Annotated in this window: 21 protein-coding genes, 2 pseudogenes, 1 riboswitch and 1 other annotated feature; of the genes and pseudogenes, 3 read left to right on the top strand and 20 right to left on the bottom strand. The window is 46.1% G+C overall.

The window, feature by feature from the left end; all coding sequences use genetic code 11:
* Positions 1 to 25 precede the first annotated feature (25 nt).
* Positions 26 to 640, bottom strand: a complete 615-nt coding sequence (locus C400_RS0115605; protein WP_016822229.1) for a genetic competence negative regulator — start codon at positions 638 to 640, stop codon at positions 26 to 28.
* A 196-nt stretch (positions 641 to 836) separates the two neighbouring features.
* Positions 837 to 1,214, bottom strand: coding sequence for a hypothetical protein (locus C400_RS0115600; RefSeq protein WP_013371707.1), 378 nt, complete (start codon positions 1,212 to 1,214; stop codon positions 837 to 839).
* A gap of 93 nt (positions 1,215 to 1,307) precedes the next feature.
* Here C400_RS0115600 and C400_RS0115595 point away from each other — a divergent pair.
* Positions 1,308 to 2,235: pseudogene (locus C400_RS0115595) on the top strand (polysaccharide deacetylase family protein).
* A 148-nt stretch (positions 2,236 to 2,383) separates the two neighbouring features.
* Here C400_RS0115595 and C400_RS0115590 read toward each other — a convergent pair.
* Both C400_RS0115590 and C400_RS0115585 read right to left on the bottom strand, forming a co-directional pair.
* Positions 2,384 to 2,725: a hypothetical protein gene (locus C400_RS0115590; RefSeq protein ID WP_017427534.1), complete on the bottom strand. Its 342-nt coding sequence runs from the start codon at positions 2,723 to 2,725 to the stop codon at positions 2,384 to 2,386.
* Complete coding sequence (locus C400_RS0115585; RefSeq protein ID WP_017427533.1) at positions 2,722 to 3,309, bottom strand: type II CAAX endopeptidase family protein; 588 nt, start codon at positions 3,307 to 3,309, stop codon at positions 2,722 to 2,724. The genes C400_RS0115590 and C400_RS0115585 overlap by 4 nt, the downstream gene beginning before the upstream one ends.
* A gap of 186 nt (positions 3,310 to 3,495) precedes the next feature.
* Positions 3,496 to 3,746: a binding site (T-box leader), on the top strand.
* 262 nt (positions 3,747 to 4,008) lie between these two features.
* Between C400_RS0115585 and serA the strand changes: the two genes are divergently transcribed.
* Positions 4,009 to 5,601 carry a phosphoglycerate dehydrogenase gene (gene serA / locus C400_RS0115580; RefSeq protein ID WP_017427532.1) on the top strand — a complete coding sequence of 531 codons (1,593 nt, stop codon included), beginning with the start codon at positions 4,009 to 4,011 and terminating at the stop codon, positions 5,599 to 5,601.
* A gap of 204 nt (positions 5,602 to 5,805) precedes the next feature.
* Here serA and C400_RS0115575 read toward each other — a convergent pair.
* The 6 genes and pseudogenes from C400_RS0115575 to C400_RS0115550 form a co-directional block, all read right to left on the bottom strand.
* Positions 5,806 to 7,261: pseudogene (locus C400_RS0115575) on the bottom strand (ATP-binding protein).
* Position 7,262: 1 nt separating this feature from the next.
* Positions 7,263 to 7,979, bottom strand: a complete 717-nt coding sequence (locus tag C400_RS0115570; RefSeq protein WP_013371713.1) for a response regulator transcription factor — start codon at positions 7,977 to 7,979, stop codon at positions 7,263 to 7,265.
* Between the two features lie 110 nt (positions 7,980 to 8,089).
* A complete protein-coding gene (locus C400_RS0115565; RefSeq protein ID WP_013371714.1) occupies positions 8,090 to 8,848 on the bottom strand; it encodes a pseudouridine synthase in 759 nt (252 codons plus the stop codon).
* A 78-nt stretch (positions 8,849 to 8,926) separates the two neighbouring features.
* Positions 8,927 to 9,457, bottom strand: coding sequence for a spore maturation protein (locus tag C400_RS0115560; RefSeq protein ID WP_014599983.1), 531 nt, complete (start codon positions 9,455 to 9,457; stop codon positions 8,927 to 8,929).
* A gap of 7 nt (positions 9,458 to 9,464) precedes the next feature.
* Positions 9,465 to 10,208 carry a nucleoside recognition domain-containing protein gene (locus C400_RS0115555; protein WP_017427530.1) on the bottom strand — a complete coding sequence of 248 codons (744 nt, stop codon included), beginning with the start codon at positions 10,206 to 10,208 and terminating at the stop codon, positions 9,465 to 9,467.
* Between the two features lie 63 nt (positions 10,209 to 10,271).
* Positions 10,272 to 11,534: a D-alanyl-D-alanine carboxypeptidase family protein gene (locus C400_RS0115550; protein WP_026065461.1), complete on the bottom strand. Its 1,263-nt coding sequence runs from the start codon at positions 11,532 to 11,534 to the stop codon at positions 10,272 to 10,274.
* 213 nt (positions 11,535 to 11,747) lie between these two features.
* Here C400_RS0115550 and C400_RS0115545 point away from each other — a divergent pair, with 213 nt between their 5' ends.
* Positions 11,748 to 12,470, top strand: coding sequence for a hypothetical protein (locus C400_RS0115545; protein WP_017427528.1), 723 nt, complete (start codon positions 11,748 to 11,750; stop codon positions 12,468 to 12,470).
* 91 nt (positions 12,471 to 12,561) lie between these two features.
* On the opposite strand, the gene ytfJ is transcribed toward C400_RS0115545, so the two are convergent.
* The 10 genes from ytfJ to C400_RS0115495 all read right to left on the bottom strand — a co-directional run bounded on the left by ytfJ (position 12,562) and on the right by C400_RS0115495 (position 22,034).
* Positions 12,562 to 13,050, bottom strand: a complete 489-nt coding sequence (ytfJ, locus tag C400_RS0115540) for a GerW family sporulation protein (RefSeq protein WP_017427527.1) — start codon at positions 13,048 to 13,050, stop codon at positions 12,562 to 12,564.
* 98 nt (positions 13,051 to 13,148) lie between these two features.
* Positions 13,149 to 13,862 carry a DUF2953 domain-containing protein gene (locus C400_RS0115535; RefSeq protein WP_017427526.1) on the bottom strand — a complete coding sequence of 238 codons (714 nt, stop codon included), beginning with the start codon at positions 13,860 to 13,862 and terminating at the stop codon, positions 13,149 to 13,151.
* A 150-nt stretch (positions 13,863 to 14,012) separates the two neighbouring features.
* A complete protein-coding gene (gene scpB / locus C400_RS0115530; RefSeq protein WP_016822240.1) occupies positions 14,013 to 14,621 on the bottom strand; it encodes an SMC-Scp complex subunit ScpB in 609 nt (202 codons plus the stop codon).
* Positions 14,590 to 15,384, bottom strand: coding sequence for a segregation and condensation protein A (locus C400_RS0115525; RefSeq protein ID WP_017427525.1), 795 nt, complete (start codon positions 15,382 to 15,384; stop codon positions 14,590 to 14,592). Before C400_RS0115525 ends, scpB begins: the two co-directional genes overlap by 32 nt.
* Before the next feature lie 173 nt (positions 15,385 to 15,557).
* A complete protein-coding gene (ribH, locus tag C400_RS0115520) occupies positions 15,558 to 16,022 on the bottom strand; it encodes a 6,7-dimethyl-8-ribityllumazine synthase (protein ID WP_017427524.1) in 465 nt (154 codons plus the stop codon).
* 28 nt (positions 16,023 to 16,050) lie between these two features.
* Entirely contained in the window at positions 16,051 to 16,734 is a 684-nt protein-coding gene (gene ribB / locus C400_RS26240) for a 3,4-dihydroxy-2-butanone-4-phosphate synthase (RefSeq protein ID WP_016822243.1), read from the bottom strand.
* Positions 16,735 to 16,808: 74 nt separating this feature from the next.
* A complete protein-coding gene (gene ribE, locus C400_RS0115510; protein ID WP_016822244.1) occupies positions 16,809 to 17,474 on the bottom strand; it encodes a riboflavin synthase in 666 nt (221 codons plus the stop codon).
* Positions 17,475 to 17,804: 330 nt separating this feature from the next.
* A riboswitch (FMN riboswitch) is annotated at positions 17,805 to 17,977 on the bottom strand.
* A 68-nt stretch (positions 17,978 to 18,045) separates the two neighbouring features.
* Positions 18,046 to 18,513, bottom strand: coding sequence for an IDEAL domain-containing protein (locus C400_RS0115505; protein ID WP_016822245.1), 468 nt, complete (start codon positions 18,511 to 18,513; stop codon positions 18,046 to 18,048).
* A gap of 219 nt (positions 18,514 to 18,732) precedes the next feature.
* Positions 18,733 to 21,021: a thiamine pyrophosphate-dependent enzyme gene (locus C400_RS0115500; RefSeq protein ID WP_017427523.1), complete on the bottom strand. Its 2,289-nt coding sequence runs from the start codon at positions 21,019 to 21,021 to the stop codon at positions 18,733 to 18,735.
* Positions 21,021 to 22,034, bottom strand: coding sequence for a 2-oxoacid:acceptor oxidoreductase family protein (locus tag C400_RS0115495; RefSeq protein ID WP_017427522.1), 1,014 nt, complete (start codon positions 22,032 to 22,034; stop codon positions 21,021 to 21,023). Before C400_RS0115495 ends, C400_RS0115500 begins: the two co-directional genes overlap by 1 nt.
* Positions 22,035 to 22,122 lie beyond the last annotated feature (88 nt).

Genomic DNA, 22,122 nt, shown 5'->3' with positions numbered 1-22,122 from the left:
CTTCATTATCACTTTCTAAACCAAATCAAGAACGGCTGTCAAAATGGGTGCAGATGACAGCAACTGCCTGTTCAGGAATGATCAGCTTTCCATACTCTTCCAGCATAGCTGGTGTTACGGATGAACCTTCTCCAAATTCAGCCAGAATCGCGATTAAGGCCGCAAGCTTGGACTCTTCTACTTCTTCTGGCTCCAAATGCAAAATCCATTTTCCTCTATAATGATACAGCTTACCTGCTTCCGTAGTGTTGCTGCGGAGCATATGAGCCGCTTCTATGAGTACTTCGAAATCGCTAAACGCGTAAACGATGGAATCACTGTGCTCCATTGTGACTTCCATTTCGTAGACTTCCTCTGGAAGCTCCTCATCGGGACCCGAACCGTACTGCTGGTGATCGTATTTTCCCCGAGTGACGATAACAACCATTCCCTGAGCAGGAAGCGCAAAGACTTCTACAGCTAACGGTCCCGTGGCGTCGAAGCCCAGTTCGCTGTATGCCTGATCCATCATTTCAGTAAACAGCTCATGAACTCTTGGAATTTCTTGCCACATATCATCTTTTTGGATACCCCGTTCGCTCAAATCATCAAAGGTAAGGAAAATCCGTATCTTGTCCTGACTTAATCTTTCTATTTTCATACTGGACCCTCCTCCTGGCAGCCGAGTGTTATTAGCAGATTATGATTCAAATATGATGCCTGTGATGAAAATGGTTCTATGTAATCATGTTATCATTTTATAATCGTAAATGCACGAATAAAAATGATAAAAAAAAGAATCATTTGAACGGCTTTAACAAAAAAGCCGCAAAATGATTCGGAATAGAGGTTTCGGGTTACAATCCCGGTACGGCTGTATGAGTTTCTTTCAGTATTTGCTCGACCTCACGTTTAACATCGGGACTTGTGCTAATAAACTCTTTAATCAACTTCATATTCTCTTCTTTGCTCTTGGCAGTTTGGGCGTTATGAACGGTTTTATCTGCTTGTGAACGATGATCATGATCCTTGTGGGTGTCTTGTGTATTCAGCGCAATATCACCCATGCCTGGAAATGCGGCGTCCATCATTTTTGTACGAGCTTTCTGTACCAAATTCCCGCCTTTTTTTCCGCCCATGTCCATGGATAAGCCCAACGCATTGCGGTTACGAGAGATCAGAGAGCTTGCGACAGCCCCCAAGACGATTCCCAGGAAAAATGAAGATGTTTTCACAATTAGAACCTCCCTTTGTGGTAGAATCAAGCATAGTGTTCGTCAGCAGAGACAAACTCATACGGTATAAATACAGGAAGGTGAGATGAATTAATGGGTACAAAAACAGCAGCCATTTTGCTAACAGCATGTCTGCTGCTTAGTGCTTGCACTGCGACGAAGCCGGAATCTGCGGATTCCAGTAACCATCAGGATTCAGTAACTTCTGATTTAAGTAACAGTGCCAAAGATCAGAGCAGTAAATCTTCCCCCAAAGGAAGCAGCAAGCAAGCAGACAGTGATGAGCAAAAATCAGTGAGTACAACAAATACACAAAATGACAAAACCGCCGTTAAGAGCAACGAGACTACAGTTTCAACAACTGCGGTTACCACTAACAAGATGTATCACTTGGACAAAGCTTACAATGTTATTCCTAATCAACAAGGTGTCGAAAAAAAAAGTGGTATTGCTGACTTTTGATGATGGCCCGAAAGAAGCGGTCATGATTAACAAAATCATAGATATATTGGATAAGCACAAGGCAAAAGCGATTTTCTTCGTAAACGGTTATCGTGTAAAAGAACATCCTGAGTTGCTCAAGCTTATCCATGACCGTGGACAGCCCATTGGCAACCATAGCTGGGACCACATCGTTCTCAAGAACAAGTCTGAGGCTGAGGTTAAAAAACAGATTGAAACAGTACAAAAAATCGTTAAAGACACTACAGGCCAAGCCCCCGTATTCTTCCGTCCGCCTCATGGTGCTGGTGGAGACGTAGGTCGCAAGGTTGCTAAGGAAAATGGGCTCTTGTATATGACATGGTCCGTAGGCTCTCTGGACTGGACCATGAAAAAAAACCAACCTCATAAAACGGAAACTCTTCTCAAAAATGTAACAGAACAACTTCATCCAGGCAGCAATATTTTGATGCATGAACTGCCATGGACAGCGGAGGCACTGGACAGTCTATTGACGCGCCTTGAGCAGAAGGGCTATCAATTTGTCGATCCACAAAGCATTGAGATTCCTGCCAGTTAATTATCACTTGCTCATAGGTCAAATGTAGATGATGTAAAATTAAATGATGTAAAAAGCCCCCTCTCCGCATATTTTGTGGGAGTTGGAGGCTTTTTTAGCATAATATTGCACGCACGTACTAGACGCAAGCTATCACAATGCCTTTATATCACCAAAGCATTTCACTAATGGGTGGTGCACCCTTAATTCCCCACCATAGTAGTGCGGCTGTAATAAGCACAAAAAGAGTGCTTAAAAAATTCAAAAACCACTTACTCACCCGAATACGACGGGACGGAAACATCTCTGTCCGTGTTCGGTACTCACTGGCAGGAGTGTCCTCCTCCATTGTCACAGCAACTTCTGGTGCAGCGGCAACGTCTGCCAATTCTGGCATGGGCCGTGAAGCACGGGAGCGAACCGGTTTTGGCTTTGGCCTGTCCTCCTCCTTGCCTTTGCGGCCATTTCGGCGGCTACCATAGGTCTGCACCCTGCTAAGTTCCTGATTCATTCTTCATACCTCCGAAAACGTAACGCTAAGCCAGATATAAGGTCAATCACAAAATGACAAATAATCGGTGCCCACAGGCTACCTGTCTGCACGTATATATATCCCAATCCATAACTGCTAAGGAAAACCCAGCCCGTGGGAATCCAGTGCCGTAAATATCGGATATGAATAACCGCAAACAAAATGCTTGTCCAATAAGGACCAAAGCTGTACTGAATCGCACCTCTAAACAAAAGTTCCTCACAGATGGAAACGATAGCAGCTATACAAATAATATGCCAAACCGGTCGATTTTGAAACAGCATTTGGTTAATACCACCGTCATCCATGGCATCCTCAGGCATGATCCGAGACAGCAGCAAATCCACTAATAGCATAGCGGCTGCCAAACCCAATCCCCACCATAAGACATGTAGCGTGTTGGGCAATGCAAACAGTTCAAACACATTTCTTTTCTGAAATATAATCCAGATTACGCCAATCAGCAGGGTCAGCCCCTGAGTTAGATACAAATTGTAAAGCAGCAAGCGGTCATTCAATTGATGAATTTGCGCTCTTTTCCATTTCACTTTAAGCTTTTTCATAGTTAGTTAGTCCTCTGCTTAGTCTTCTTTAGCATCATAGCCAAAAAGTCGGGCGGATTCAAGAAGACTTAAATCTTAATTTTTCCGCATTCTGTAGCTATGTTTCTAGTCGTCTATCCACACATGCCGCATGTCCTATTGACATGCCCATGTAAGCCATGATACATTATGAAAAAATTATTAGCGACAACAACAATGATGGAGAAAAGGTATTGATTTCGTCCTCAGAGAACCGGTGTTTGGGTGGAAGCCGGTGGCGAAGTAACTACTTTCAGCGCTCCTGAGTTATTGCATCGAGGTCTAGGGAATCATTTTCCGACATTAGATGCAATCGGCAGAAAACCGTTATCCTTTCGGTCATTATATGACCGCTGAAGGCAGTCCATTGCGAAATGGCTGCGAATTAGGGTGGTACCACGATAACTCTCGTCCCTTACTATGGAGATAGTATGTGATTCGGGAGTTTTTTTGATGCCCGAAAACCGTAAAGCAACTCCACATAAGGCCTTTGGTTATCAGTTTGGTGCAAAATACTATTTTATTCCTTTTCTGCGTCAATGCGTTATCACACTAGTATTTAGACCGCTCTCCTGTACTTTTTAGAAGCATTTCAAGTTTTTTTCATGTTCTTTATGGAATGTATTTCAGTTCGAAGTACATCCTGTCCATAAAAGAAGTTAACTTTGAGGAGGAAACCAAATGTTTAAAGTGTTAGTATCCGATCCAATCAGTGACCTGGGCATTCAGCAGCTGATGGATGCAGACGATGTCACGGTGGACAAGAACACAGGTCTCAGTGAGGATGAATTGGTTCAAATTATTGGTGACTATGACGCATTACTCGTCCGAAGCCAAACCCGGGTAACCGAACGCATCATGGCGGCAGGTAAAAACCTCAAGGTTGTCGGACGTGCCGGGGTCGGCGTGGACAACATCGACCTTGAAGCAGCAACACAACGCGGGATTATCGTTATTAATGCTCCTGACGGCAATACAATTACGACATGTGAACACACTTTTGCCATGATGATGGCACTGGCTCGCCATATTCCACAGGCTTACGCTAAAACCATCGGTGGTACATGGGATCGTAAAACATTCCTCGGTGTCGAACTACGTAACAAAACACTTGGAGTTCTCGGCATGGGACGTATCGGCAGTGAGGTGGCTAAACGCGCCAAAGCATTTGGCATGAGCATCCTTGGTTATGATCCGTTTCTGACTGAAGAACGCGCTGAGAAGCTGGGCATCAAGCTGGCCAGCGTGGACGAAATTATCCGCAACGCAGATTTCATGACCGTACACACGCCATTAACACCAGAAACCAAGCATATGATTGCTCGTCCGCAGTTTGAAGTGATGAAAAAAGGAATGCGCATCATCAACTGTGCCCGAGGCGGAGTTATCGATGAAATGGCTCTTGTTGAAGCCATCGATGAAGGTATCGTTGCCGGTGCAGCCTTTGACGTATTCGAGTCGGAACCACCAGCACCGGATCATCCGTTCCTGAGCCATCCAAAAATTATCGTTACACCACATCTGGGTGCATCGACCGTCGAAGCTCAGGAGAACGTGGCGATCGACGTGTCTGAGCAGGTGCTGCATATTTTACGTGATGAGCCGTTTAAAAATGCGGTCAACATGCCTCCAGTACCATCCAATGTCATGACGCAATTGCAGCCATATTTCTCGCTTGGAGAGAAGCTGGGCAGCTTTGCCGCTCAGATCACCAATCAGGCTGTACGTGAAATTCAGGTAGATTATGCTGGCGATTTGTCTTCTGTGGATACACAGCCGCTCACACGTTATATTTTGAAAGGTGTACTTAGCCGTCATCTGGGCAGCGATGTGAACATCGTGAACTCTGTGCATCTTGCCAAAACACGTGACGTTCATCTCATCGTCTCTCAGGCGCCTGCCACCAAGGGTTTCACCAACCTGATTACCGTTACGCTCAAAACACAAAGCGGCGAAGAGCAACGTGTTTCCGGTACCCTGCTAGCAGGTTATGGTGAACGTATTGTTCGATTGAACCAGTTCCCGGTAGATGTCGCACCGGAGGCTCATTTCCTGCTTATCTCACACAATGATAAACCCGGCATTATCGGCCGTGTCGGCACCTTACTTGGGGAGAACAGCGTCAACATTGCTTCTATGCAAGTAGGTCGTAAAATTGTTGGCGGTGAAGCCATCATGATCCTGACCGTTGACAAAGCTGTGCCTAAAGACGTGCTGATTCAACTCGTAGGCTTACCAGAACTGAATACTGCCCAAGAAGTAGTACTGGATTAGTTCCAGTCAGTGTTGAAAAATTCCTTGGTTTTATTTATAAAGAGAGGCGCCGGCTACCGAGGCGTCTTTTCTTATACCCTTATCTAACATAGAAGCATCCATCTTGAAACAGAATGTTCCACGTTGAACAAGATAAATGTTGATTTTTCAACAAAAAGCACCCTCTTCCGAGGATGCCTGCAAACTGGGATATATGAGCCGTCGTTATAAGCTTGTTACAGAGCCCAGCCTTGTTTTATTGGAGATCGGCAACAAAATAGTAAATTCCGTCCCTTCTCCCAGTACGCTAGAAGCTGAGACAGAGCCTCCGTGAGCCTCTACGATGTTTCTAACAATAGCAAGCCCCAGCCCAGTCCCTTTGTCTTCACCACGTACTCTGGCTTTGTCTGCCTTGTAGAAGCGGTCAAAAATATAAGGTAGATCCTCACTGGCAATGCCCACACCTTCATCCTTAATCCGAATGCGGATTAACTCATTCCGTTCTCCCAGAATTTGATCCGCCGCAATGGTAACTTTTTTCCCAGAGGGCGTATGTCTGAACGCATTATCCAGCAAATTGGTCAACACCTGCTCCAGTCTGTCTTCATCTGCCTCAGGCAACACTAAGCGTTGACCTGGCTCATAATAATCGAGTGTCAGTCCTCGTTCCTTGGAACGAACCGTAAATTTCCGGTGAACACGCTCGATCAGTTCATTCACATCCACTTCCTGACGGTACATATCTGTATGACCTGCCTCCATTCGGGCCAAGTCGAGCAGATCCTTGACTAACCTTCCCATACGCAATGATTCATCATGGATGACCTGTACTAGCTCCTCGGACTCTTCCGGTGAACCTGCCATGCCGTCCAGCAAAGCCTCACTGTATCCCTGCATCATAGATAAGGGTGTACGGATTTCATGGGATACGTTGGCTACAAAATCACTGCGCATCTTCTCAAGTTTTACTTCTTCCGTAATATCTCTAAGTACAGCTACTGCACCACGAATAGCGTTATCTGTATATAGCGGCGCCATTTGCACTGACCACGAGCCTTTCTTGACATGGATGTAGTCTCCGACATCCTCGCCTCTGTCCATAACCGTATGGAACAAAGGCAGCAAAGGCTCAGGCACAGAAGCTCCGAATTCCTCCAGATCACGTTCCTGCCACTCCAGCTTTTTCCAAATGTCCAGCAAACTTTGTGCAGGCGGATTCGTCAAGATGATTTGTCCACTTCTATCGAAGGTAATTACGGCATCAGACATACTTCGCAGTACACTGGATAAATGGTTTTTCTCCTCATTCAGACTGCGGATCGTCGCTTCCAGTTCCGTAGACATATGGTTAAAAGTTTTCGCCAGCTCTCCAATCTCATCGCTGGTCACCAGCGAAAGCCGAGTATCATACCTTCCCTCACGGATGGCATTCGCCGCCTGAATCAACAGCTGCATAGGCTGTGTGATTTTAGTAAAAAGAAATAGAGCAAAAAAGGTCGTCAATAAAAATCCGACGATACATGTATAGGTGAATAAATGCTTGATTTCCGTCGATTCATGCGCCGCAAAATTTCTATTGATATATGGCAATAAAAAAAAGCCCCAGAAAAATAAGCACAGAACCTACAAGACAAATGATGGTGATCCACAGCTTGCCTACCAGCGATCTCCAGAAGTTCACGTTATTTTGGAACCTCCAGCTTATAACCTACGCCCCATACGGTCGTAATCATAGCCGCTGCCTCTGGCGATACCTTATTCAGCTTTTCACGAAGCCGTTTCACATGCGTATCCACAGTGCGGAGATCACCAAAGAATTCGTAATTCCAAACATCTTTCAGCAGTTCTTCGCGTGAGAAGACTTTATCTGGCGACACCGCCAAATAATGCAATAGCTCGTACTCTTTAGGCGTTAGACTGATTTCAATTCCGCCTGCAGTTACCCGGTGTGCATCATGCTCAATAATAAGATTTGGAAAAACAATACTATTGCTTGGCACAGCCTCTTTCGTTAAAAAAGCCGTCTCCGACGATCGTCTTAAAATTGCCTTTACCCGGTAAATGACCTCTCGCGGGCTGAAGGGCTTGACCACATAATCATCAGCTCCAACTTCGAAGCCTTGCACGCGGTTCACTTCCTCACCTTTGGCTGTCAGCATGATCACAGGCGTAGATTTGGTTTGACGTAGACGTGTACACACTTCAATCCCGTCCATACCCGGAAGCATCACATCGAGCAAAATAATACTGTAATCGCTTGCAGTCGCTTTTTGGAGAGCAATCTCACCATCCTCAGCTTCTTCAATTTCGTATCCTTCTTTTTCCAGATACATCCGCAGAAGGCGGCGAATGCGTTCTTCATCATCTACAATTAATATGCGGTTGCTTTGTTCTGACATATTCCCAGCCCCTTCGCTAAAAAAAAGCATTCTCTCTATTTTACTATTTTCCCGTGCTTGGTCAAACTTTACTCTCATCCAACAGCCTCTTTACACCAAAAAGGCCGGGGTTATGACCCCCGTCCTGTCCGTTTCTTTTTCGTGTTGTCTGATTTGGCAAGTTGAATGAGACGGTTGATTTCGTCCTTGGTTAGGGGTCTGGTGAGACCACGCTTCAAGTTTTGCAGCAATAGATCCCCAAAGGCAATCCGCTTGAGTCTGATGACTGGGTGCGAAATGGCCTCAAACATCCGTCTTACCTGGCGATTTCTGCCTTCATAAATGGTAATCTGGATCACAGATTCCTTACCGTCCGGATCTACATCCTTATATTCTACCTCGGCCGGTGCAGTAATGCCATCCTCCAGCACGATTCCTTTTTTCAGCTTATCCAGCTCAGTACCGTGCGGAACGCCTTTGACTGTAGCCACATACGTCTTCGGCACATGATGCTTGGGATGGGTGAGCAGATTGGCGAACTCTCCGTCATTGGTAAGCAACAGCAACCCTTCAGTGTCGTAATCGAGACGTCCGACCGGATATACGCGTTCCTTGACGCCTTTCAGATAGTCAGACACAATTTTGCGACCTTCCGGATCGGAAGCGCTTGTAATGACCCCTTTGGGTTTGTTCATCATCAAATAGATTTTTTTCTCAGTTTTGATCGGGCGTCCCTTTACTGTAATCATATCTTGATCAGGGTCTGCTTTCGTTCCCAGCTCAGTTACGGTAACCCCGTTAACTTCCACACTGCCCGCCTGAATAAGCTCCTCACATTTACGTCTGGAAGCTACACCGGCTTGGGCCAATATTTTCTGCAATCTTTCCATGTTCGCTAATTCACCTCATGCTAATGATACCCATCCATGAGCAAAATCACAACCCCCGTTCAAAAAACGATGCAAAATTCAAAATACAAGCAAACAAATGGCAATAGCCGCCACAAAACCAACCACATCTGAAAATAGTCCCACTTTCAAGGCATATCGTCCATTGCGGATACCTACCGCACCAAAATATACAGTTAATACATACAGCGTCGTATCTGTGCTGCCCTGAATCGTTGAAGCAATCCGGCCGATCATGGAATCGGGACCATAAGTGCGAATTAAATCCGTGGTGAACGCAAGTGAACCCGTGCCCGTCAATGGACGGAGCAAACCTAAAGGCAGCACCTCGCCAGGTACGCCCCAGTTTTTAATCCACGGGGTTACCCAGGATATTACATAGTCCAAAGCGCCGGATGCTCGAAAAATGCTAATCGCCACCATCATGCCTACAAGATGAGGAATAATGCTGATGGCGGTAGAAAAGCCGTCTTTGGCTCCATCTACAAAAGAATCGTAGACAGGCACCTTTTTGGCATATGCATATAAAGGAATAAAAGCGAGAATAACCGGGATGGCCCAAGTCGATACGAGGTTAATAAAATTCAGCATGCCTCCCTCATCCTTTCCAAGTGGTGTCCCTGCCCTTGGTAGCTGTGATTCCCGTTCGCGGTACGGCAGGTGAAGATGCGGGCGGTACATGTGAAGAAACCACAGATGTTGGTGCAGGCGAGGTACGTGGCGCCAAGGAAGTCTGGGACGGCGGATTCGCTGGAGGACGGCGACGCAATTCTCGACTACGATACCAACGATCCGCCGCAATGGCGGCAAAGGTAGCTATTGCGGTCGCCACCAGTGTCGTTCCGACGATTTCAGCCGGGTGTGCGGAGTGAAAATTTAGCCGAATGGCGATCAACGTTGTAGGAATAAGCGTAATGCTGGCTGTATTCAGCGCGAGCAGCGTACACATGGCGGGTGTAGCGGTTTGCTTATCAGGATTGAGTGTTTGTAACTCTTGCATCGCCTTGATCCCCATAGGTGTTGCTGCATTCCCCAGTCCGAGTAGATTGGCGCTCATATTGGACAAAATGTAGCCCATAGCGGGATGATTACGAGGAACATCAGGAAAGAGAAAGGCGACCAAAGGAGAAAGCAGCTTAGATATTTTCTGTAAGAGCCCACCGTCTTCAGCCAGCCGCATCATACCCATCCAGAATACCAGCACACTTATCAGTCCAAAGCATACTGTAACACCCGTAGTTGCCCCGTCAAAAGCTGCCTTCGTCACCACCTCTATATTCCCCTGTGCGGCTGCAAATACAAATCCTATACAAATCAAAGCCACCCATATGAGATGAATCATGACTGATTCCCCCTTTTCCCAATGATGTGACACCGCAGCTTTATAACATCAAGCCTACTTGCCTTATGCTCCGAACAGATTTTCAAGAATTTCATTCCATTTGCTCGTCCAACCTCGTTGTTGAGTATGGTTTGCAGGAACTTGTGCAGTCGGAGCCTCCTGCTGTGGCTGCACAATAGTTTGAGCAGGCAGCTTACTACCTTTTTCATATACAGGAACGGAACCGATCAATTTACCTTCCAGTAAAAATTCGACCCGTCCTCGTAAACCAAAAGACACGTCAGCTCTATCTGCCGAAGCGGAATTTTTAAACAATACCAGTCTTTTGTGCAATTGAGTCTTCTCACCCTCATGTAAAGGATAAGAAAAACTCGCACCTGTCAAGAAGGGGTAACCCTCAATAGGCTGCTGCTTGTCCGTAATCGGAATGAGAGGATAATATCGAAAGCCGTAATCAAGCATACGGGCATGGTCATTCCAATCGTCCCCGTCATTCAAGGTAACAGCAGCAAGCTGGCGCCCCTCACGTGTGGCCGAGCTGACCAGGCAACGAAAAGCTTTTTTAGTGAAGCCTGTTTTTACACCGTCAGCTCCCTCATACAGCCGCAGCATTTTGTTTTTATTATGCCATGAGTAGTCCCAGGAATCGTTGGGGTTCGGTGCTTTTTTCAGTTCTGTTTTTACGATACGGGCAAAAGTTGGATTATGCAGCGCATAAGCGGTGAGCCGGGCCATATCGTTGGCTGAGGAATAATGTCCGTCGGCATCCAGCCCATGAGGATTAGCAAAATGTGTATGGTTTAGCCCAAGCTGAACCGCCTTGTCATTCATTAAATGGACAAATCCCTCTTCTGTTCCACCCACATGCTCGGCAATGGCAGAAGCTGCATCATTACCAGAACGGAGCATTAAGCCATACAGCATATTTTCCAGCGTCATTTGTTCACCCATTTGCAGAAAAAGCGAGGAGCCTTCTTTGGCATACGCCGTTGAACTCACCTTTACTCGGTCCTGCAAGCGTCCATGTTCAATGGCTACAATCGCAGTCATAATTTTGGTTAGGCTAGCTATACGGAGCTCCCGGTCACCTTCGGCTGAATATATGATCCGTCCTGAAGTGACATCAATTAAAGAAGCAGCCTGGGCATGAGTTCCTAACGTGGGCGGTGTTGCTTCTGTTCTCATTGCTCCCAGAACAGGCTGTGGACTCAGCAATGTAAGCGGCAATGACAAAATAAGCATAAGCGCTAGCGGCAAAACAAATGCGCGTGCCTTATTCTTATAATGGATGTGGTCCGCATGGATATGTTGTTTTTTTTTAAACATTTGGATTCCTCCGGTTTTGAGCAAGTCTTGTACCATTCTATGTCCAAGCTGTTCAAAGTATGTCCACCTTTATAACAGAAAATTCCTTATACAGGACAGTCATTAGCCGCTCCTGTTTTGCTTTCTTTCTACGTTAACCAAGCAACTTGCAATCCTGAACACATATAATATTAGTTACTAACGTTAAATATGAAATCGAGGGGGGGTTACAACATGCAGCGATTACAGTTTGAAATGATTTTAAGATCGCGGATTGTAGAGTCCGCACAAGCATTACATCAAAGTGGTGTATCCTTTGCCACTTTTGCTACCGCGCATTGCAACCCGCAATTTTGGGAGTTAACGGAAAAAGGCGGTTTTCGGATCAAAGCAGGTGTTACTCCCGCGCAGGGGATCAGAGATATCTTTATAAACGGTCAACAATACGCTTTTGAATGTGCAACAGCAATGGTTATTGTGTTGTACAAAGGAGTACTGGATTCCATTCTGGAAAGTGAGTTTAATCAGATTTTTGCAGATATGCTGTTGTATGATTGGCACTATGATAGTGATCTCAGGCTTATACAACAGCAAGGCAGCCATAAAGCAGTACCTGGGGACATCCTGTATTTCAACAATCCAGATGTGTCGTCCGACTCATTGGAATGGAAGGGAGAAAATGTCGTCAAATTGAAGGAAGATTCATTCTATGGCCATGGGATTGGCATCTTGCCGGCTCAAGGTATTATTGATTCTCTTAATCAACATCGTCGCCCCGATGCCACGGTATCTGCTTATTTGACAAATGAAGTGATCTACCCAGACTTCGTTTACCTATCACAGTTCGCACCCGAAGAAAACCGAGAAAATGAACTATCAGTGAATACATTTTATTACCAAGAATTCAGTCACTGTATACATGCTGTCATTGGCGGAAGGCAGTATATTCAGGAATAGGTCCGAGTGCATACTAAAAAGAAGGTATTCCTAGGCCATTCTTTGGCTTGGGGATACCTTCTTAAGAGAACACTTTTAATTTCAATAACTTTTACAAGTAAGCCGGTCCAGATTGACTTTGATCCGTATTAGAATTTGCAGGTACCTGTGGAGGTGGAGTCTGCATGTTGCTGCCTGAATTCTGGAAGATAGACTGAACCTTATCGATCAGGTATGGTGTGGAGTCGATGATTTTCTCAAACAGATGCGTTTGATTGTCCAACGGAACGATTTGTGCTCCCTGTTTGCCGACAACTAGAAAGGCAATGGGATGTATAGATACACCACCACCGCTACCGCCACCAAAAGGATGTACTTCCTTCCCACTATGATTACCCGATGAGGAAGTATGAAGCGACTCTTCATCTACGTTAAAATCACTTCCCCCGGCTGCGAAGCCAAATCCTACCTTACTGATTGGCAAAATAACGGAACCATCGGGTGTTTCCACTGCGTCTCCCACAATCGTATTCACGTCCACCATGGCCTTGATGTTCTCCATCGCGGTTTGCATGAGCCCTTGAATCGGATGATCTGACATGTTTTATTCCTCCTCTGCTTATCTCAAGCGTAGACTGCTTTTCTTTCGCTATTGTGCGCAAAGGTTCAGGAAATATGTATGTCAATCCTCTACACTGTTTATTCTTTACTGTTGGCTTGATGATTCTCAGGAGCTTTGGAAATAACCCGCTTCCATGCCTCTATGCCTCCCGGAACGCGCCATATGCGGAAAGCTAATCTGAGCATGGAAAAGATTAAATAACCGAACGATATTTTTGCTTCACAATTCAAGATGGTAGTAAAACGTAGCCGATCCACCCAATAAGGCACCACAAACACCTTTGGGGTACATTCCATGCGCACAATGCTGGAAGCAAAACCGATCAAGGTCGTTTTTAACCCCCACAACATACCAGTTGAGGTTGCTGTATAAGCTGCGTCAGCCAGACTAATATTGGTAGACCACTCCATTTTCGACACTGTTACATGAGCCAATGTATGTCTCAGCCATCGCTGTAAGGATTGTGTACCCTTGAGCAAAATCCGTATATCATGTATAAATTGCTTGATTTTTTCGGTATCAATATTTCCGCTATCCACAGAAGCATCCGTTTTATGTATATTTTTATTGCGGTCAAGCCGATAGAGAAGCCCTTTTTTCAAACCTGTTATGAGAATGGCTGGAATATCGTAATCCATTTTGATCAAGCCGTATAGAAATCTGATCTCTAGATGCGCCCGATCATCATTGTCATGCTTGGCAATTTCCAGCTTCAATCGAATACGAGAGAGCAGAATAGCCAGTACAATGAATATAACGATGATGATGGCGATACTGATCCATTTCCACACTGGCGAGTCCTCCCTACCCTTTTGCTATAGAATATCATGGCAAAAATAGTATGACCTTTCAGCGGAAAATCATGCATCTTAAAATGCTAAACAGCCAGCCCTCAATGACGTAAGGACTGGCTGGCTTTTGAATTTTTTGTTTTTTTGAATTTAAGATTCCGGATCCGAATCGTTCTCCGCAGGCTGGCTGCTCTCCAGACGCTCGAACAATAGCTGTGTCTCTTCTTCTAAATTGTCTGAATCCTCGAACTGCTCCGGTTGCGGTAGATCTTCAAGAGAGCCTAGACCGAAATAATCCAAAAATGATTTCGTTGTTCCGTACAATATTGGTCGTCCGATGGCCTCAGCTCGACCTTTCTCTTCAATGAGCTCCTTGTTGACCAGTGTATGTATGGCCCGCTCGGATTTGACACCTCGAATCTCTTCGATTTCAACTCTTGTAATGGGCTGGCGGTAGGCCACAATGGCCAGTGTCTCCAAAGCAGCTTGAGACAATGAAGCACGTGCCGGAGAGTAGGCGAGCTTTTCAAAATAAGGTGCATGTTCGGATAAAGTTGCAAGCTGATAATGACCAGCAATACGGACAAGCTGCAGGCCTCTTCCTCCTTGCTCCATATCCTGTTTCATATCCTCCAGACACTTTTCAACCAGCTCTTGCTGCTGTTCTACAATGTCGGCGATCTGCTTGGTGGACAACCCTTCCTCTCCCGCGAGAAACAGCAGCCCCTCAATAATTGATTTCAGCTTCAGATAATCCATTAACCCGTAAATCCCCTCTCCACTCCATTACAATATCATCGAAAAGCTTCTCCTGATAACAGAAGATTTGCTTCATTTTCATCAATTCAAGGATAGCCAAAAAGGTTACAACCACCTCATGCCGATACATATCCTCATGCATCAGCTTGGAGAACAGCAGCCGTCCTCCATTGCCCACCTTCTCTAACGCCCCGATAACTTGCCGGATACGGTCCTTGACTGAAATTTCGTCCCGATGAACACGGGTTACCGTCGTACGTCGTTCAGCTTTGCGCAATGCACGCTGAAAGGCCGCGACCAAATCGCTCGCATGCAGCCCATGCACCGGATTTGCGGGTTCGGTTGGCAGGAATGCGCTCAAATCTTCCGGCTCCTTGCCATAAATCAGACTACGTTCCCACTCCCGTTCGCTCAGATGGCGAGCAATCCCTTTGTATTTACGATACTCCACCAGCTTGCGAACCAGTTCCTCGCGTGGATCATAGTCTTCTTCTTCATAAAAATCCAAATCGTCATATTCCATCACAGGTGGCTTGGGAAGCAACAATTTACTCTTAATGGACAAGAGCGTCGCCGCCATCACTAGAAACTCGCTTGTAATGTCCAGCTCCAGCTCCTGCATACTGTGCAAAAAAGCCATGTACTGATCAGTAATATCGCTAATCGGGATATCCTGAATGTCGATCTCGGCTTTATCAATCAGATGCAACAGTAGATCCAGCGGACCCTCGAATGTTTCCAGCTTGTAATTTACGACTGTCAATGTGCTTCCCCCTGCCTTACTCCAATCATCATTCAACAATACCTTTCCCCATTAGCACTTATGTTCTACGTTATCAATCCCTCTTTCTGTAGTATATACGTCATCGCCTTGCTTAACAATCTAATCCCTTTTCCACTTTGCAGTTTATGCCGTTCTTTCAGCCATTTATATCATTAGAACTGCTTACCGAGATTGGCCATTTCAATCGCAGCCAGCGCAGAATCCCAACCTTTATTACCAGCCTTTGTACCTGCCCGTTCTATGGCCTGCTCAATATTTTCCGTAGTCACTACACCAAAAATAATAGGGACACCCGTTTTCAGACTGCTTGCCGCCACACCCTTGGCCACTTCATTGCAGACGATATCATAGTGTGAAGTAGAACCACGGATAACCGTGCCAAGCGTAATGACAGCATCATACTTTCCACTTGCGGCCATTTTTTGTGCAATAAGCGATATTTCAAATGCACCCGGCACCCACGCTACATCAATTTCACCTTCCTGTGCACCATGTCGTTGAAGTGCATCAAGTGCACCGCTCAACAGTTTGCTTGTAATAAATTCATTAAATCTGCCCACCACAATACCATACTTTAAACCATTCGATACGAGATTACCTTCCAGAAAACGTGCCATGCTTATCAACCTCTCTTTTTTAAATTATTTACAATGACAAACGACGACGGTAGTCGATTAAATGCTGAATGCTAATCAGCTTCAATTGATGTCGCTTGGCGATCACGACCAAATCAGGTAAGCGGGCCATCGAACCATCTTCCTTTATAATTTCGCAAATGACCCCGGCAGGCTTAAAGCCGCTGAGTCGGGCCAGATCGACAGCCGCTTCAGTATGACCGGCACGTTGCAAGACCCCACCATCGCGAGCAATTAGTGGGAACATGTGACCAGGTTTGCGAAAATCGCTTCCCGTGATTGCTTCGTCGGCTAAGGCACGAACAGTCAAAGAGCGCTCAGCCGCTGAAATCCCCGTTGTTGTCTTCATATGATCTACCGATACCGTAAAGGCGGTACCATGAAAATCTGTGTTTTGCTCTACCATAGGATGCAATTCCAATGCCTTGGCTCGGTGCTGTGTGATCGGCACACAGACCAATCCGCGACCTTCTGTAATCATGAAATTGATCACCTCGGGCGATGCTTTTTCAGCCAAAGCGATAAAGTCGCCTTCATTTTCCCGCTGTTCATCATCCACTACAATAACGACTTTGCCGTTCTTTAAATCCTCCAATGCTTCTTCGATGGAATCCAATCGTATCTCTTCGTCATGGTGCAACTCATCCTGCTCCATGATGTTTGTCGTTGCACTTGTTTGGATGCCTCTATCCATAACCCTCTCCTCCTTATGTCTTGTGTCACGAATGCTCCTGAACCAATTTTTCTATTATTCTGTAACAGGCTGTATCAGGCAAAGCCGTGTTTCGCCAAATAGTCCAAACTAAGTGGGGCTTGATCGGCTCTCTCCATCGACGCTGAACCTCTGTAATGTAAAAGTTGCTCCACATATTTGCCCAATATATCGCATTCAATATTCACGGTATCTCCCTCACGTTTGGCTTGTAAGGCCGTTTCGGCTAAGGTGTGGGGGATAATAGATACAGCAAAGCTATTTCTCGTCCGCTGCGCGACTGTGAGGCTGATACCATCAATTGTAATTGACCCTTTGAGAAGAACATATTTAAATAATGCTTGATCAGAAGGCTCAACTTCGAACACTACCGCATTCTGCTCTGATGTCACTCCGCGAATCGTACCCGTCCCGTCCACATGTCCCTGTACGATATGTCCTCCGAATCTTCCACTCGCCGCCATCGCCCGCTCCAAATTGACTCGACTGCCGGATCTGAGTTCCCTTAGATTACTGCTGCGAAAAGTCTCAGGCATCACATCAACCTTAAAATCTTTAGTACCAATCTGTATTGCCGTCAGGCAAACACCATTCACCGAGACACTGTCGCCTATTTTCAAATCGTCCAATACCACAGAACCCGAAATACCCAGCACCATCGCTTCACCACTTTTGGAAATACTTTGAATGCGACCCACTTCCTCGACCAATCCGGTAAACATGCTTTCACTCCTTTCCACTACATTTCAGTTTATCCCTAATTCATCAGCTGTAAGCGCAAATAACCCCCAGTCGGGATTCAATCCGTCATGGGGGTGATGAGAGTCACATATGTAGTATACAAGCGCAGTTCATACATGTATTAAAATGACATGAAATCATAGGTCTGCCAAAAGAAAGCATGATGACAATACAGCCAATTACGCTCAGAACACTATCAAAAAGAAAGCTTAATAAAAGCTGTCGTCCGATGCTGTCCTACAACGAAATAAGCCGTACGTACTTTTACGTATGCTAAAAATTGGCACATGTCACGTCATGCACATGCGCTTCGTATCCTTCTCCCATCCAGACTATACTGTCGGTCCCGGAATTGCACCAGGTCCACCTTCTGCTGATTGTTCAGCATCCGGGTCACGGACTAAGCCATGCTGTGTTCTCAGAAGCGATTCACAAACATGTCATCACCGCCGGTGGGGAATTTCGCCCCGCCCCGAAGGATCTTGCTCTTATTTAATTGAATTAACATTAAACTTGTTACGTATATTAGCACCGACTTCTAAAAAAAGCAAGTTATCTAATCGAAGCTCCTGCTTTGCTTTTGACATATTGAGTGGAGAGTTCCTCAAACCAGGTTTTATCATTCATATGAAGCGCCAGGTCAATCAGATCGGCCAGTTCGTCGACTCCAAGCTGCGTATCATGATCAAAGGTAATGACAGCTGAAGCAACAGGTCCTCGCTCTCCCTCAGAACATGCTTCATAATCCAGTCTTACATCCACATGCCCATCAATAAACTCGCATTTTAGAAAATAAATAATTTCACACATTAAAATAGGGCGCACTTGTGTTTCTAACACGCAATCCATCACCTTGGCAGAATAATGCTGGTTCGTCAGCGTGAATTTGTGTTCTGTTGCCGCCAGCGATGCCCGTCCAAAATCATCCGTAAACTTGAGTTCCACTGGCGTGATGTTCATAACCTTGGGGATTTGCTTCTTTATAATTTCAATTATTTCAACTGTGTTCAGCTTAATCATTACCTGCACCTCATTGCATCTTAAAATTCAGAAGAAGACTTTATAACATACCTTCTATAGGCCTCCACTCCTATATCGGAAATCATTACCTGTTTTTTTATGCTTCAACCCATAAACGCAAAAAAAGATTCCTGGCGCAGCAAGCGCTAGGAATCTCAATCGAACCGGTGCCGAAACAGCGGCTAACAATGTTACACGATTATTATGCAAAAAACAGAATTATAACTCCGAAATTTCATGTTTCTTTTTCAGGATAGTCCAGCGACGCTCAATCTCCTGCTCAAAGGTAGCCAGCGTTGCTTCCTCTTTGAGAAGATGCTTCGTTTTACCCATTAATTTTAGCCATTCTGCGGCTGGAATCCGTTTTCCCTTGTCTTCCGGATTGTACGTAATCGTCGTGCTCCCTTGCTCGATTTCGTACAAAGGAAAGAAGCAAGACTCGACTGCGGCGCCAACGATACTAGTACCCAATCTGTCTTCGGATTTCCAGTTGAGTGGGCAGGCGCACAGAATTTTACCATATGCCGTACCCACGTTGTTGGCGTACCATTGAGCCTTGGCGGCTTTGCGCAGCATATCCTGCGGATGACTTTCGGCTGCTGTAAAGGCATACGGGATGTTACAGGCGGCCATAATTTGCACGGTATCCTTATGATGCCCTTGCTTCCCTTTTTGCATTTTCCCTACACCCGATGTACTGGTCATATGCCCCATTGGAGTGGAGTACGATTGCTGCGAACCTGTATTCATGTACCCCTCGTTGTCATATTCCAGCATAATCAGTTTATGGTTACGCAGAGCCGCACCAATCGCAGAACCCATACCAATATCCATCCCGCCGTCACCACTGATCATGATAAAGGTCGGATCATCCGACATCTCAATTTCATTACGTCGCTTCATCTCCATATAAGCTTCCAGCGCTCCTGAAAGGGTAGCGGCCCCGTTTTGAAAAAGATTGTGGATCATCGGTTGCTTGTGTGATGTATATGGGTACCCTGTCGTCACCACATATACGCAGCCAGTCTGGAACAGTACGACAATGTCGCCTTCAATCCCTTTAAAAAACAGTTCTAGTGCAGACAAGGCTCCACAACCAGGACAAGCCCCATGACCCGGAGTAAGACGGCGTGGTTTGGTTGTTAACGAACGCAGAGGTGGTACCTTGACTTTGAGCTTCCCGGTCGCCTCGTCCGGCGTAACCTGAATCAGACCCGTACGGTATGCATTGCCACGTGGTGGCTGCATGACTTGCGGCATCACCTTGTCCGCTGAACCCGGATTAATCCCGTAATAATCAAAGGGCTTCTCCGCTCGTCCAGCCTCTGCCGCCTCAATCGCAAGCTGGAAGAACGCCTCTGCATCTTCCGCATAAAAATCCTTTCCTCCCAAGCCAAAGATACGGCTCAATACGAGGGTTTGATTCAGTGGGTCCTCCTGCAACGCCGCCTTAATTTCGTGCGTCAAATTACCGCCATCTGATCCGTACGAATCTGCACGTTCACCCACCAACAGCGCCTTGACATGGCGCAACGTCTCCCGCAGTTGTGCGGCTGGGAACGGCCGGATAATATTCGGACGAATCACACCAGCTTTAATGCCACGCGCACGGAGTTGATCCGCCACATCCTTGGCCGATTCAGCCGCCGAATTCAGCAGAAATACCGCAACCTCAGCATCCTCCATATGATACAGGTCCAAAATCGGATATTCCCGACCGGATAAAGCAGCATATTCTGCTGCTACCTGCTCATATACTCCTTCTGAAAGCTTCAACGCTTCGGACAGTTGAACGTGATTATTCGTCAGGTCATCACCGTTCATATGCGCACCCACAGTGACAGGATGATCAAAATCCGTAATATTCGGATAATTCAGGTTCGGATTGGGGCCTACAAAATCGCGCACGGTCTCTGCATCGGCAAAATATTGCACTTTACGTTTTTGATGAGATGTATAAAAACCGTCGTATGCGACCATTACAGGCAACCGTACATCGCTATGCTCTGCGATTTTCAGGGCTATGATGTTCATATCATACACAGCCTGTGGCGTACTTGCCGCCAAAATGACCCAGCCTGTATTCAAACCATAATACAGGTCCGAATGATCCCCCCGAATATCCAAGGGACCACTGACAGCTCTTGTCACCAGGTTCATAACCATAGGGAAACGGGTACCTGACTGAACAGGCAACTGCTCCAGCATGTACAGGAAACCTTGCGAACTGGTGGCGTTCACAACCCGCGCTCCAGCTGCCGCAGCTCCATAACAAATCCCTGCCGATCCGTGTTCTCCATCGGCTGCAACCAGTTTAATATTATGCTGACCACGCGTTTTCATTTGATCCAGATACTGCGCTACCTCGGTCGATGGAGTGATCGGGAAATATCCCATCATATGATAATTGATCTGCGCAGCCGCCGTAGCTGCCATTTCATTACCGGATTCGAACGTTGTCACTTGTGCGGCGCCCGTCTGTTTGAGTTCCTCCTCCAGTTTTGCCATTACGCACGCCCTCCTTCATATACCGGAAATTGGTGGGCAACACGATGCTGCTCCGCCCAGCCCCATTGCTCGCGACGCGAGCTTAACGCCCCCGATGGGCAAATATCTACACATTTCAGACATCCTTTGCAATACTGGTAATCAATCCCTTGCAAAAACGGCATCATTCTTCCGCGTTTGTCTGCTTGCTCTTCCCATACAAAACAGTAATCCGGGCAGATCGAATCACACTTGGCACAATGGGTACATTTATCAGCTTCATATTCAGGCACATAACCCTGACGTGAACCACTAACATCTCTCGTCATGCTGTTTCCCTGAGTCGCAATAACGCCCCCCAGTAATTGCGTTTCGTACCCCAGCAAAGGCTGCGGACGTTCAAAAACCCGATCCTGCGCGTCATCCGTAACCGGATATACGTGCAGTTCCATTTCCTCAAATCCTCGGTTAAACGTACGCAGATTAGGTTCAACTAATTGTGGATTTTTCTTTTCAAAGGTACTGCGTATAACCGATCTCATTGCTTCCGGGTCCAAGAAATCACAGACACGGAACAAGGCACCCAGCATGGACGTATTCAATTTGGTTCGCTCTTCCAGTGCGATCCCCATTGCATCGACCACTGCTAATGTACCGGATACCAGTCCCAAATCAGCCCGTATTTCTTCTGCCGGACGTGTGGAATTGACCACTACAATCCCATCCGCTGGCAGTCCGCTGATCACATTTACCGTTTTGTATAATGTTTCATGGAAAATGCCTACCACATGCGGTTGCTCAATCGGACTGTGATCCCGAATATCCACCTCCGGCTCACAAAAGCGAACAAAGCTTTTAACCGGACTTCCCTTCTTTTCCGAACCATAGGATGAGAAATTTGAAGCATTCAGCCCTAGACCAAGCACCCCGGTTTCGGCTAACATTTTGCCAGCCAGATTAGCGCCGAGTCCACCAATGGATTCCAGCCGGATTTCAAAGAATCCGAGTCGATTTGTGCGCGTTAAAATAGACAATGTGATAAGCCCCCTTCTTTTCCAACTCTTACTGAGCTTGAATACTCATATAAAATAAATGGAAAATGCATTCTTATGAAAAGGCTAT

The sequence above is a fragment of the Paenibacillus sp. ICGEB2008 genome, from assembly GCF_000307675.1.
In the GTDB taxonomy this organism is placed as follows: domain Bacteria; phylum Bacillota; class Bacilli; order Paenibacillales; family Paenibacillaceae; genus Paenibacillus; species Paenibacillus polymyxa.
This window is presented reverse-complemented; position numbering and strand designations above follow the sequence as displayed.